The organism is Rhizobium sp. 3T7 (assembly GCF_020166565.1).
Classification (GTDB): Bacteria; Pseudomonadota; Alphaproteobacteria; order Rhizobiales; family Rhizobiaceae; genus Rhizobium.
This window is the reverse complement of record NZ_JAIQXS010000001.1, coordinates 452,974-465,948: the sequence shown is the minus strand read 5'-3', so window position 1 is coordinate 465,948 and position 12,975 is coordinate 452,974. Positions and strand designations below refer to the sequence as shown.

General features: G+C 58.8%; 15 protein-coding genes. 12 read left to right on the top strand and 3 right to left on the bottom strand.

Annotation, left to right across the window (positions count from 1 at the left end; genetic code table 11):
- Nucleotides 1–31 precede the first annotated feature (31 nt).
- The 4 genes from K9B32_RS02305 to purB all read left to right on the top strand — a co-directional run bounded on the left by K9B32_RS02305 (nt 32) and on the right by purB (nt 3,712).
- Entirely contained in the window at nt 32–1,114 is a 1,083-nt protein-coding gene (locus K9B32_RS02305) for a branched-chain amino acid ABC transporter substrate-binding protein (protein ID WP_224560270.1), read from the top strand.
- A 38-nt stretch (nt 1,115–1,152) separates the two neighbouring features.
- Nucleotides 1,153–1,833, top strand: a complete 681-nt coding sequence (gene rpe, locus K9B32_RS02300; RefSeq protein WP_224560269.1) for a ribulose-phosphate 3-epimerase — start codon at nt 1,153–1,155, stop codon at nt 1,831–1,833.
- The gene (locus tag K9B32_RS02295; protein ID WP_224560268.1) at nt 1,805–2,341 is read left to right on the top strand and encodes a hypothetical protein; all 537 of its coding nucleotides are present in this window, start codon (nt 1,805–1,807) and stop codon (nt 2,339–2,341) included. Before rpe ends, K9B32_RS02295 begins: the two co-directional genes overlap by 29 nt.
- Before the next feature lie 63 nt (nt 2,342–2,404).
- Nucleotides 2,405–3,712 carry an adenylosuccinate lyase gene (gene purB / locus K9B32_RS02290; protein WP_224560267.1) on the top strand — a complete coding sequence of 436 codons (1,308 nt, stop codon included), beginning with the start codon at nt 2,405–2,407 and terminating at the stop codon, nt 3,710–3,712.
- Nucleotides 3,713–3,718: 6 nt separating this feature from the next.
- Here purB and K9B32_RS02285 read toward each other — a convergent pair whose 3' ends face one another.
- Together K9B32_RS02285 and K9B32_RS02280 are read right to left on the bottom strand one after the other, a co-directional pair.
- Complete coding sequence (locus tag K9B32_RS02285) at nt 3,719–4,207, bottom strand: low affinity iron permease family protein (protein ID WP_224560266.1); 489 nt, start codon at nt 4,205–4,207, stop codon at nt 3,719–3,721.
- Nucleotides 4,208–4,276: 69 nt separating this feature from the next.
- The gene (locus K9B32_RS02280; protein ID WP_224560265.1) at nt 4,277–5,080 is read right to left on the bottom strand and encodes a DUF2189 domain-containing protein; all 804 of its coding nucleotides are present in this window, start codon (nt 5,078–5,080) and stop codon (nt 4,277–4,279) included.
- A gap of 159 nt (nt 5,081–5,239) precedes the next feature.
- Here K9B32_RS02280 and K9B32_RS02275 point away from each other — a divergent pair, with 159 nt between their 5' ends.
- The 7 genes from K9B32_RS02275 (at nt 5,240) to K9B32_RS02245 (ending at nt 11,210) form a co-directional block, all read left to right on the top strand.
- Nucleotides 5,240–5,797, top strand: coding sequence for an RBBP9/YdeN family alpha/beta hydrolase (locus K9B32_RS02275; RefSeq protein ID WP_224560264.1), 558 nt, complete (start codon nt 5,240–5,242; stop codon nt 5,795–5,797).
- A 455-nt stretch (nt 5,798–6,252) separates the two neighbouring features.
- The gene (locus K9B32_RS02270) at nt 6,253–8,547 is read left to right on the top strand and encodes a putative bifunctional diguanylate cyclase/phosphodiesterase (protein WP_224560263.1); all 2,295 of its coding nucleotides are present in this window, start codon (nt 6,253–6,255) and stop codon (nt 8,545–8,547) included.
- Nucleotides 8,548–8,778: 231 nt separating this feature from the next.
- Nucleotides 8,779–9,543 (top strand): phosphoribosylaminoimidazolesuccinocarboxamide synthase, encoded by a 765-nt coding sequence (gene purC / locus K9B32_RS02265; protein WP_007532892.1) that lies wholly within the window; start codon nt 8,779–8,781, stop codon nt 9,541–9,543.
- A gap of 33 nt (nt 9,544–9,576) precedes the next feature.
- Entirely contained in the window at nt 9,577–9,819 is a 243-nt protein-coding gene (purS, locus tag K9B32_RS02260; protein ID WP_007789552.1) for a phosphoribosylformylglycinamidine synthase subunit PurS, read from the top strand.
- 19 nt (nt 9,820–9,838) lie between these two features.
- Nucleotides 9,839–10,084, top strand: coding sequence for a hypothetical protein (locus K9B32_RS02255; protein WP_224560262.1), 246 nt, complete (start codon nt 9,839–9,841; stop codon nt 10,082–10,084).
- An 8-nt stretch (nt 10,085–10,092) separates the two neighbouring features.
- Nucleotides 10,093–10,764, top strand: coding sequence for a phosphoribosylformylglycinamidine synthase subunit PurQ (gene purQ / locus K9B32_RS02250; RefSeq protein ID WP_224560261.1), 672 nt, complete (start codon nt 10,093–10,095; stop codon nt 10,762–10,764).
- Between the two features lie 47 nt (nt 10,765–10,811).
- On the top strand, nt 10,812–11,210 hold the full coding sequence (locus K9B32_RS02245; RefSeq protein WP_224560260.1) for a hypothetical protein: 399 nt from the start codon (nt 10,812–10,814) through the stop codon (nt 11,208–11,210).
- Here the strand turns inward: K9B32_RS02245 and K9B32_RS02240 are convergent, their stop codons facing one another.
- Complete coding sequence (locus K9B32_RS02240) at nt 11,211–11,417, bottom strand: DUF1127 domain-containing protein (protein ID WP_224560362.1); 207 nt, start codon at nt 11,415–11,417, stop codon at nt 11,211–11,213.
- A gap of 139 nt (nt 11,418–11,556) precedes the next feature.
- Here K9B32_RS02240 and K9B32_RS02235 point away from each other — a divergent pair, with 139 nt between their 5' ends.
- On the top strand, nt 11,557–12,975 hold the full coding sequence (locus K9B32_RS02235; protein ID WP_224560361.1) for a PLP-dependent aminotransferase family protein: 1,419 nt from the start codon (nt 11,557–11,559) through the stop codon (nt 12,973–12,975).

Here is a 12,975-nt window from a genome sequence, read left to right as displayed (position 1 = left end):
GCAGGACAAACGACAGGGACCTGCAGCTTTTATGAATACTTTGCGTGGCCTAGCACTTCTGCCGATGCTGCTCCTTGCGGCCGCAGAATGTCATGCCGCGGGTCTGATAGTCGGTGTCGTAGCGCCACAGAGTGGCAACCTCGCGCCAATCGGCGCGCAGATCATTGCCGGCGCGACTGCCAAGGTCCAGCAGGACGGTAACACGATTGTCACGGTCGGAGAGACTTGCGAGGAAAACAGCGGCGCGGCAATCGCCGACGCACTGATCAATGCCAAGGTCCAGGTGGCAGTCGGGTTTCTCTGCAGCGAAACGCTCGAAGGCGCGCTGCCGAAGCTCAAGGACGCAAATATCCCCGCGATCACGGTCTCCGTGCGTTCACGCATTCTCATGGAAGATGCCCTGAAGAATGGCTGGCCGCTCTACCGGATGGCGCCAGCCGATGGCGCCGAAGCGGAAAAGATCATCGAGGCGATCGTGAGCGAGTGGGCAGCCTCGCCGATCGCGCTGATCGAGGATGGCACCATCCATGGTCGGGAGCTTACGGAAACGATCCGCAACGCACTCGAGGAAAAAGGCCTCAAGCCGGTCTTCACCGACACCTATCGACCAGGCCAGGAGCAGCAGGTCGCTCTCGTGCGACGACTGAAGAAAGCCGGGGCAACAAAAGTCTTTGTCGGCGGAGATCGTAGCGACGCTGCCATCATCGCACGCGATGCCGCGGCGGAAAAAGTTCACCTCGATATTCTTGGTGGCGACGCCATGCGCGCTGCCGACCAGCCGCTTGCACTCGCGGATGGCGTTCTCGCCGTTGTTCTGCCTGATTATGCCGCGCGCCCGGAAGCGAAGCCGGTGGTCGACGCGTTTCGCGCGAGTGGCGTCGAGCCGGAGGGCTATGTGCTGCCTGCCTATGCGGCGGTGGAAATCGCCACGAAGGCAGCCCAGGATGCCGGCGCGGACGACAGGCCCATCGCGCAGCACATCGGCGGCAGCTCCTTTGAGACGGTCATCGGAAAAATTGCCTTCAACGCCGGCCATGAACTGGCCGACAATCCCTACCGCATGCTGCAGTGGCATGCCGGTTCGTTCGTGCCGCCAAGCACCCCGATCGAATAGATCTGACCCTGCGGCATGCGTTCTACGGAGAGACTTCAATGACTACGCCCATTCGCATCGCGCCATCCGTCCTTGCTGCCGATTTTGCTAAACTCGGCCAGGAAGTGCGCGACGTAACGGCCGCCGGAGCCGATTGGATTCACCTCGACGTCATGGACGGTCACTTCGTGCCGAACATTTCCTTCGGCCCTGACGTCATCAAGTCGCTGCGTTCTTATACGGATGCAGTGTTCGATTGCCATCTGATGATTGCGCCGGTCGACCCGTACCTTGAGGCCTTCGCGAAAGCCGGCTGCGATCGCATTACCGTCCATGCTGAAGCCGGGCCACATCTACACCGCTCGCTTCAGACGGTGCGCGGGCTGGGCAAGAAGGTCGGCGTTACCATTAATCCAGCAACGCCGCTTTCGGCGATCGAGAACGTGCTCGACGACATCGACCTGATCCTCATCATGTCGGTGAACCCCGGTTTCGGCGGGCAGAAGTTTATCCCTGCGATGGCGGACAAGATCGCCGCAGCGCGCTCACTGATCGGTGACAGACCGATCGACCTTGAAGTGGACGGTGGAGTGACGGTTGAAACCGCACCGATCATCGGCAAGGCTGGCGGCAATGTTCTCGTGGCCGGTTCGGCGATTTTCAAAGGCGGTTCGCTCGAGGCCTACAAGACAGCGATCAGCGCTCTGCGAAATGCCGCCGAAGGTCAATCCAAGTCGTGATGAAAGCAGGCCGCCCTTGATTTCCGAGCGCCTCCGGGCGGCTCGCCCGCCCCTCCCCGACCTTTTCGTGGGCGCCATTCTCTGGGGCACCCAGATGCTGGCATCGGCAATGGCCGCGCTCTATCTCAGAAATGGGATGGAGACGGCACATGTCCGCGATCTCGCAATGCTTTATTTTGCGGGCGGTTTGCTGGCCTGGCCGTTCATGTTGCCCTTGGGCCGTTTCCTTGCGCATCGACGATCCCTGAAGACACGCTTTGCAGCATTCTTCGGTGCACTTGCCGCCGGGACCATCTTGATGACGGCCTTTCTCTTCGCCATGGACTACCGGGTCTTCTACTCCGCGTGGCACGCCTCTTTTGGATCCCCCACATGGGTGCTCCAATTCGTCTTTACCGGAGCCAGCGCGGTCTATCAGTTTGCCGTGCTGGGAATTCGCCTGTTTCTTCCGCTCGGCCTTCTCTGCCTTTTCGGCACGAGTATTGCGCTTGCCAAACGCATGCGTTGAGATTGCCGCCTGTCTTTGCTACAGGGGCGCCAGCATTCTTTTTATGAACGAAAGCAGGAAGCCATGATCCCGCGCTACTCCCGACCAGAGATGGTCGCCATCTGGTCGCCCGAAACCAAATTCCGCATCTGGTTCGAGATCGAGGCTCACGCCTGCGATGCACTCGCCGAACTGGGCGTCATCCCGAAATCCGCTGCAAAGACAATTTGGGAGCGAGGCGGCGCTGCGACGTTCGACGTTGCGCGGATCGATGAAATCGAAGCCGTCACCAAGCACGATGTGATCGCCTTCCTAACGCACCTTTCGGAAATCGTCGGCCCCGATGCCCGCTTCGTCCACCAGGGGATGACCTCTTCAGACGTACTCGACACGACGCTGAACATCCAGCTCGTCCGTGCAGCCGACATTCTGCTTGCCGATATGGACCGCCTGCTTGCGGCACTCAAGGCACGCGCCTTCGAATACAAGGACACCATCCGCATCGGCCGTAGCCACGGCATTCACGCCGAGCCGACGACGATGGGACTGACGCTGGCTCGCTTCTATGCCGAGATGAGCCGCAACCGCGCGCGTCTCGTGGCTGCGCGTACCGAAATCGCCACCGGTGCGGTTTCGGGCGCCGTCGGCACCTTTGCCAATATCGACCCACGCGTCGAGGAACACGTCTGCGCCAAGCTGGGCCTGATCCCGGAGCCCGTTTCGACCCAGGTCATTCCGCGCGACCGCCATGCGATGTTCTTCGCGATCCTCGGCGTCATCGGCTCCTCCATCGAAAACGTCGCGATAGAGATCCGCCACATGCAGCGGACTGAAGTGCTGGAAGCCGAGGAATACTTCTCGCCTGGCCAGAAGGGTTCTTCTGCCATGCCGCACAAGCGCAATCCGGTTCTGACCGAAAACCTCACCGGCCTAGCGCGCCTGGTGCGCATGTCGGTCGTTCCGGCCATGGAGAACGTCGCCCTGTGGCACGAGCGCGACATCAGCCATTCCAGCGTTGAGCGCGCCATCGGTCCCGACACGACGATCACGCTCGACTTCGCCCTCAACCGTTTGGCCGGCGTCATTGAGAAGCTTGTGGTCTATCCGGACAACATGATGAAGAATCTCGACAAGTTCCGTGGCCTCGTGCATTCGCAGCGCGTACTTCTGGCGCTGACGCAGGCTGGTGTTTCGCGCGAGGATGCCTACCGGCTCGTTCAGCGCAACGCGATGAAGGTTTGGGAACAGGGCAAGGACTTCCTCGAGGAATTGCTCGCCGACGCAGAGGTCCGTGCCGCGTTATCCGAAGAAGAAATCCGCGAGAAGTTCGATCTCGGATACCATACCAAACACGTAGATACGATCTTCCGGCGCGTTTTCGGCGCTGCCTAAGTTGGACTACCGGGACGGCGCCTTTGTGGGCGCCGTTTTCCGTTTCGGCTTCCGGGGCTTCGCCGATGTCCTCTTTTCGTTCGTCTCATCAGTGGAATTTGTCGCTTTCGGCGTTCCGTTTGTCCGACCCTCGCGCACTCCCTTTGCGGCCTTGGCGACAAGGCGGTCCAGGTGCTTCAGGTCCTCGTCATCGAGGTGCTCGATCCCGATGAACTTGTTCTCGGCGTGGCTCGTCAGAATAATCTCGTCGAGCTTGGCCTGGACAGCGCGAGCATCCCTCGTCTGCGCATTCTGCAACACGAACACCATCAGGAACGTAATAATGGTCGTTCCCGTATTGATGACCAACTGCCAAGTCTCTGAGAAATCGAAAAGTGGCCCCGTCGCTGCCCATATGGCGACGAGCGCCACGGCGAGGACGAAAGTCGCTGGCTTCCCTGCCCATTCAGACGTCTTGCTGGCAAAGCGGGTAAACAGATGTTGCGGCGCAGCCATATGTGACCTCCCTGGGGTATCCCCTCAGGGAAACTCCAAGGGAGGTGGTGCAGTTCCAGTCCGTAGCCGTCAGACAACCGGTGGTGCCACGAGCTTCCTATAGAGGTGCCAGCTGGCATGGCCGAGCACCGGCATGACCAGGGCAAGCCCGACGAACAGTGGGATCGTGCCAACCATGAGAGAAACGGCGATGATCAGCCCCCAGCAGAAGACCGGCACCGGGTTGGCGACAGTCGCCCTGACCGATGTCTCCATCGCGCAGACGAGCCCGACGTCCCGATCCAGCAGCAAGGGAAAGGTCACGACGGTCGTGGCCAGAACGATGATGGCAAAGCTTAGACCAAGCAGATGCCCCCATATGATCAGTTGCATCCCCTCAGGCGTGCCGAAGATCTCCGAGAGGAATACTGAGATCGACCGCGGGAAAACATCCCCAAAGACGTTAGAATAAAGCGTCTGCGCAGCGACGAGCCAGACGACGAAGAATCCGAACAGCAGCAATCCGCCGGCAATGATCGATGGGAACGCCGGCGATCTCGTCACCTCAAGAGCATGTCGCCACGAGGTGTCCATACCGGCTTCACGCCTGCGGCTGATTTCGTAGAGCCCGATCGCTGCGATGGGGCCGATCAGCGCGAAACCTGATATCAGCGGGAAAATCATCGGCAGGAGGTTGGCACTTGATGTTGCGAGCGCAAGAAAAATGCCGGCAATCGGATACATCAAGCATAGAAATACATAGTGGGATGGTTTTTCTCGGAAATCGTCGAGCCCGCGCCGTAGCGCATCGAGGACATCCGCAACGCTGATCTTGTTAACGACCGGGCGTGTATAGACATCGCTTGCACCCGACATGACATGGAATGCCGTCATGGCTTTCTCCTCCTCAGCCAAGATAGCCGGCAGCGAAAGGATCGGCGACAACGCCGCTACGAGACGCAACCGGCACTGCGGAAAAACATAACAAATTTCCCGGCCTTGTCCCACCCCTCCCTTGACATCGCCGCCAGGCTTTCTCACATCCGCGCCATCATGAAAGCTTCAGACGCCGAAATCCTCATCATCCCCGGTTATACGAATTCCGGTCCCAACCATTGGCAAAGCCGCTGGGAGGCCAAGCTCAGCACCGCTCGCCGTGTCGAACAGGCCGAATGGTCGAAGCCGGTCCGCGACGATTGGGTAAAGCGCATCGCCGAAGAGGTGAACGCTGCGACGCGACCAGTCATACTGGTCGCGCATTCGCTTGGCATTCCGTCTGCCATCCATGCCATTCCCCATTTCCGCAACAAGGTGGCAGGGGCATTCTTCGTTGCACCGCCCGATGTCGCCAATCCCGCGATACGGCCAAAGCACCTGATGACATTCGGCCCGTATCCACGAGATCCATTGCCTTTCCCGACGATCACGATCGCGAGCCGCAATGATCCTTTCGGCAGCTATGAGCATGCCGACGACATCGCTGCCAGCTGGGGATCGCTCCTCATCGACGCCGGTGAGGCCGGGCACATCAACAGCGAGTCCGGCCACGGACCATGGCCGGAAGGAACAATGGTGTTTGCCCAGTTCCTGAGCCGCCTAAAGCCCTCCTAGAGGCGCTCGATCCTCGCCACCAGCAACCTCGCAGCATCGCCGCTAAGCAGGATGCCGGCTCGACCGCCCGTGCCGCGAAAAGACAGAAACCAGACAAAAAGGTCAAGACCAGTCGACCACCACTCCCTGGAGATCCGCTGACTGTTTGCGACTATCCGTTAGTCGCCCTCGCCGCGAATAAAGAGGACGCCCGCTAAGCCCACAAGAACTATGCATTGCAGTATGAACATTGGCCATTCTGGAGACATGTTGGTCCTCCCCCAATCAACGCGATATAGGGCGCAGTCAGCCAAGTGTATGCACGTTGCGGAAAAGTTACACGCATATAGAGCGACACACAAAAGTCGATAGAGGCTACGTGTTTGTTTTTAATAGAATATTATTTTTATGACATTAAGGGCTATTTAATTCAATGAATGCAAAATACATACACGCTAGAAGAGCGAGTATGCAGATTGAAGCAAGCGACTCCCGATAAGCGGGTTAAATCGAAGACCAAGGTCGAAGCCGCAGCGTTTGACGGCGACACGGCGCCACTGAACGGTGCCGAACTCTTGGAACGAGAGAGCCGCTGGAATTATGCGCTTGTCGGATCGGGTCTCGGCGTCTGGGACCACAACCTTCGTCTTGGCAAACGCTATTATTCCGATACCTGGAAGATCATGCGCGGCATGGCGCCCGACGAGGATGCAGACGGCGACTACGACACGTGGATCGAACTCATCCACCCCGACGACCGGGACTTTGTCGTAAAGGCCGTCGATCGGCAAAATGCCGGCGATCCCGACTATCAGATCTTCGAGTATCGCGAGCGCCACAGGGATGGCCACTGGATCTGGATCGAGTGCCGGGGCGCGTGTGTTGAATGGGACGAAAACGGTATCCCTGCCCGGCTCGTCGGCACCGATACCGACATCACCGCGCGTAAGGGGGCGGAGGAACGGCTTGCGCACGTGTCGCGGCGCCTCGATCTCGCCCTTGATATCTCCGATATTGGGGTTTTCGAGGCTGACATCGAGAATGGAACGGTCGATTGGGACGACCGCCTTCTGGCGATCTACGGCATTACCGACACGTCGCCGGCCAACACTGGCAACGCCTGGGAGGCCTCGCTGCATCCCGACGACAGGGACCGCGTACTGGCAACGATCGGTGAGTGCGTCACCAATAACACCGATTTCCAGCACGAATTCCGCATCATCAGGCAGGACGGCATCGAGCGCGTCATTCGCGCAAAAGCGGCCTTCTTTCTTGATAGCGACGGGCGTCGCAAGCTGATTGGCGCGAATTGGGATGTTACCGCCGAAGTTAGGCTCAATCACGAACTGCAGCGCGCCAAGGATCTCGCGGAAGCCCGAAACAGGGAGCTCGAAAGCGCCAAGGAGAACATCGAGCACCTGGCGTTGCACGACTATCTCACTGGCTTGCCTAATCGCCGATACCTGGACCGTATGCTGGACGAATGTTCCGACGAATGTCGCCGGAACGGCCTGTCGCTCGCGATCCTCCACATCGATCTCGATCGCTTCAAGCAAATCAATGACACTCTCGGCCACCGCGCCGGTGACGCGATGCTGAAGCATGCAGCGAAGGTGCTGAAGGAAAGTGTCCGTTCGACCGATTTTGTCGCCCGTATTGGTGGCGACGAATTCGTGGTCCTCTGTACACTCGATGTCACGCCGAAGAAGATCTCCAATCTGGCGGAACGCATCATCCGCGAGCTCTGCAGGCCCATTCGCTACGAGGGGCATGATTGCCGTTTCGGGGCCAGCATCGGCATTGCCACAGAAAGCAGTCCGGCGCTCGATGCCAAGCAACTTCTGCTCAATGCGGATATCGCGCTCTACCGCGCAAAAAGCGGCGGACGCAATCGGCACGAATTCTTCTCGACCGATGAGCGACGCCGCATCATCGCCAGCAAGCATTTGGCGGACGAAATCCTACTGGGGCTGGAACGGGGGGAGTTTGTTCCGTTCTACCAGTTGCAGTTCCATGCCCGTACGCTCGATGTTGCCGGCGCCGAGACGCTGGCTCGCTGGCAGCACCGGGAGCACGGTTTGCTGGCGCCCGATCGTTTCCTGGCGATCGCCGAGGATCTGGATGTCGTCTCCACGATCGACGGACTCATCCTCGAGCAAGCGCTGGCTGACCGGAAGCGATGGGAGGATGAGGGGCTCCTCATCCCGAAAATTGCGGTCAACGTATCGTCGCGTCGCCTTGGAGATCCAAACCTGGCGAAGAAGCTTCGCGGCTTGAAGATCGAACCACGCGCGATTTCGTTCGAGTTGCTTGAATCGATCTCGCTGGACGATTGCGACGACGCCGTGATCGCCAATCTCCGACACCTGCGCCGCCTTGGCATCGACATAGAAATCGATGACTTCGGCACGGGCCATGCGTCCATTGTCAGCCTTTTGAAGCTGAGTCCGAAAACCTTGAAGATCGACCGCGAACTGATCCGCTTGCTACCCCATTCAGCAGAGCAGCGGAAACTGGTCCGCTCGATCATCGATATCGGCCGTTCGCTCAACATTCTGGTCACGGCGGAGGGGGTCGAGACGATGGACCACGTCCGTATTCTTTGTGACCTCGGTTGCGATATGCTTCAGGGCTACGCGCTGGCCCGTCCGATGCCCGCGCTGCAGATAGCGCCTTTTGTACGCGCCGCGTCTTGGCGGGGCGTGGAAGGCCCTGCCCGCGGTCTCCAGCAGGATCTGCGTAAGTCGGTCAACGGCTCCGGCCAGAGATAAAGGCCTGCATGACGTTCCCGACAGGGACGCCTCACATTCCGTTGATCGCAAAAAACCTGTAGACTGCTTTGCAGAAAGTCTTCGATTCTCTTAGCGGCACTCCGGCAATCCCGGATTCCGGGGAAGGAGTGACAGGCGGATTGTGAAACCCTCGCTTTTCCTTTAAGGGGACGCCACGAGATCGATCCACTCGCGCTATCCCAAGAGCGCCAACGATAGAGAACAATTGCAATGAACCGTCGCCGCCGTATTTACGAGGGCAAGGCAAAGATTCTGTATGAGGGCCCGGAACCGGGCACGCTGATCCAGTTCTTCAAAGACGATGCCACCGCCTTCAACAAGAAAAAGCACGAAGTCATCGATGGTAAGGGCGTTCTGAACAACCGCATTTCGGAATATATCTTCAGCCATCTGAACAAGATCGGCATTCCGACACATTTTATTCGCCGCCTCAACATGCGCGAGCAGTTGATCCGCGAAGTGGAAATGATTCCGCTCGAGATCGTTGTACGCAACGTTGCCGCCGGCTCTCTGTCCAAGCGCCTGGGCATCGAGGAAGGCGTGGTTCTGCCGCGCTCGATCATCGAGTTCTATTACAAGTCCGACGCGCTCGATGATCCGATGGTCTCGGAAGAGCACATCACGGCATTCGGCTGGGCAAATCCCGCCGAGCTCGATGACATCATGGCGCTCGCCATTCGCGTCAACGACTTCATGACCGGCCTTTTCCTCGGCGTCGGCATCCAGCTTGTCGATTTCAAGATCGAATGCGGCCGCCTGTATGAAGGCGACATGATGCGCATCATCCTCGCCGATGAAATTTCGCCGGACTCCTGCCGTCTGTGGGATATCGATACCCGCGAGAAGATGGATAAGGACCGCTTCCGCCGTGACATGGGTGGACTTCTCGAAGCCTATTCGGAAGTTGCGCGCCGCCTCGGTATCATCAACGAGAACGAACCTGTGCGCGGCACCGGTCCGGTGCTCGTGAAGTAAGACATTCAGGCCAAGCAAGACAGGGAAGATAAAGTGATCAAGGCTCGTGTAACCGTCACGCTGAAGAACGGCGTTCTCGATCCGCAGGGCAAGGCCATCGAGGGCGCCCTCGGCGCGCTCGGATTCGATGGTGTCGGCCATGTCCGTCAGGGCAAGGTTTTCGACGTCGAACTCGAAGGCGCCGACAAGGCTAAAGCGGAGAGCGACCTTAAGGCAATGTGTGAGAAACTCCTCGCAAATACGGTGATCGAGAACTATAATATTTCCGTCGACTAATCTGGTCGTGGAGCGCCCGATGGCTGAATCGACGCAAGAGCTCATGCTTGAGTTGTTGACGAAAATGCACGAGCACATCGACACACTGGATGCGTCGCTTGACGACATCCGGAGCGAAATGCATTGCATGCGCGACACAATGAGCTCGATGCAGCAGGAAATACACAGTATTTACGGTGTCCTCGGCCGGCACGAAGGCCGGCTGGAGCGTATTGAAAAGCGTCTCGTCCTTCGAGAACTTGCAGAAGCACAAACAAGGTTTTAGCCGCAGTCATGAAATCAGCCGTCGTTCAACTTCCGGGTCTCAATCGCGATCGCGACATGATCGCTGCACTGACGAAAATCTCCGGTCACGCACCGGTGACGATCTGGCAAACGGAAACGGACATTCCGGACGTCGACCTCATCGTCATCCCTGGTGGCTTTTCCTATGGCGACTACCTTCGTTGTGGTGCCATCGCCGCGCGCATGCCTGTGATGCAGGCAATCATCGAAAAGGCGAACAAGGGCGTCAAGGTTCTGGGCGTATGCAACGGCTTCCAGATCCTCGTCGAGGCAGGTCTGCTGCCCGGCGCGCTGATGCGCAACGCCTCGCTTAAGTTCGTCTGCCGAGAGATCAAGCTCGAAGTCGTCAATGCCGACACCGATTTCACCCGTGCCTACTCCAAGGGCCAGGTTATCCGCTCACCCGTTGCGCATCATGATGGCAACTATTTCGCCGACGCCGAAACCCTGGCGAAGATCGAGGGCAATGGTCAGGTGGTCTTCCGTTACGCGGAGGGCACCAATCCGAACGGCTCGATCAACGATATTGCTGGCGTCCTGAACGACAAGGGCAACGTCCTCGGCATGATGCCGCACCCCGAAAACCTCATCGAAGCAGCACACGGCGGTTCCGACGGCCGCGGTCTGTTCGCTTCTGCCCTCGAGGTAATTGCTGCTTAACCTTCGGCACGTAAGAGGCCATTCATCCGGTCCATTGGAGCAAGTTGATGCGCCCTCGCCTTACGACGACACGTGCTTTCGCGATTGCCGCAACGGCGGCGCTGGTCGCCTCCTGCCAGTCAAACACGCCGGCGAAGGGGCCTGATCGCAGCGCGCTTTCCACCATGGAGCGCGTTGCTCTTGGTGCGAACGCCTGCTGGTTCAAATCGGGCGATGCCGCCTTCGCAGCCTACAAGTTAGCGCCGGAGCTGAATTCCTTCTCCGGTCGTCCGCGCATTCTCGTCGTGCACAAGGGAAGCCCGGAGAGCCGTCCATTGCTCGTCGTTCAGGCTGAAGGCACCCCCTCCAAGCTCGATGCCTTTGGTCCGATGATGCAAAGCGCCACGGGACCGCGGATCGTCAAGGACGTCACCCGTTGGGCATCCGGCGGCAAAGCTTGTAGCTGATCAATCCCAGAAGAATGACTTATTGGCTTCCCTGCGTGCATCCGCACGCGTAACGCCGATGTCTATTAGCTCGGCGTCTGTCAAATCGCGCAACACCCTGCGGCTCTGGCGCTTCTGATGCCACGACAATAGCCGATGCCATACGGACTGCAGCAAGGCTTGAGCGCGCGATGCGCCGCCTGAGTCTTGCCGAACGCGGTATTGCATCGATTGCACCTGAGAAGACAAAGGTGCAATCGGGGACTCGCTCTCTGGAACGGCAGACATATCATTCTCCAAACGGAATTGTATCTGTCATTCAGATAATCTTGACGAATGAAGGGTGACAATATAGAGAATTGTCATGATGACAACTTGGCTCCCAGACGTTTCGCGTGGTTCCGGCCCGGTTTACCTCCGGATTGCGGACAGCATTGAATCTGCCATCGCCAGCGGCACATTGCCTGCAGGCAGCAAGTTGCCGCCGCAACGAAACCTCGCCTACGACATTGGCGTAACAATCGGGACAATCGGCCGCGCATACGCGCTGGTGCACGAGCGCGGCCTCGTCGCCGGAGAAGTTGGCCGCGGAACCTATGTGTTGGATCGCGCCGAAACCGCACCCGGCAATCAGCCGGACCCGTTGACCATTGCCCTTGGCGGTACGCGTGCGATCGATGCTCCCGCTGGCAAGATACGCTTTGACACCACGGCGGCTCCGGATCTCGGTCAGGGTAAGATCATCGGCAGGGTGCTCGCCGCGATTGGCGAGGAGCAGCTTTCTGAAATCTCGTCCTATTCCCGTGTCTTCCCGCAAAATTGGTACGAGGCTGGCCGGCGTTGGCTCGCCAGAAACGATTGGACGCCTGAAACGGAAAACATCGTCCCTACCCTTGGGGCGCATGCGGCGGCTGTTGCGGTCATCTCGGCTGTGTCATCGCCTGGTGACAAGATCGTATTCGAAGACCTGAGCTACACGCAGGTCAGTCGCAGCGCGCGCATTCTCGGTCGCCGCACCATCACTGTCGAGTCCGACGAGAATGGTGTGATCCCCGATGACTTCGAGCGCCTCTGCCTTCAGCAGCATCCGAAACTTGCGTTCCTGATGCCAACCGCACACAATCCTACGCTGGCGACGATGCCCCGCGACCGCCGGGCACGCATCGCGGAAATTGCGCGCCGGCACGGGGTCTGGCTGATTGAAGACGATCTCTATGGTGGCATGACTGGAGACGAAAATCCCCTGCTTGCGTCGCTCGCACCCGATCGCACATTCCTGATCAGTGGCCTTTCGAAATCGGTGGCTGCCGGAGTGCGTGGCGGCTGGGTTGCCTGCCCACCACATTTTGCCCAGCGGATCAAGGTGACGCACAAGATGATCACTGGCGGGTTGCCTTTCATCCTGGCTGAGGCTTGCGCGCGTCTTGTTGAAAATGGCCAAGCACACGAGATCCGCAAGGCAAGCACGGCGGAATTGTCGGTCCGCGAGGGCCTCGCACGGGAGCAACTGCGAGGATACGACTTCGTATCGCATCCGCATGTGCCTTTCCTATGGCTAAAGCTGCCGGATCCCTGGCTCTCCGGAACGTTCAAGAACGCCGCCTACAGAGATGGCGTGTTGATCGATGACGAGGACGAGTTCAAGGCGGCTCGAGCCGAGAAAGTCTATCACCGCGTACGCATAGGCTTCTCCTCGCCCCGTAACCGCGAAGACTTGGTTGCGGGATTGATGATATTGCGACGCCTGCTAGAAAGCGGCGGTGCCGGGTATGATGGCGAGATTTGA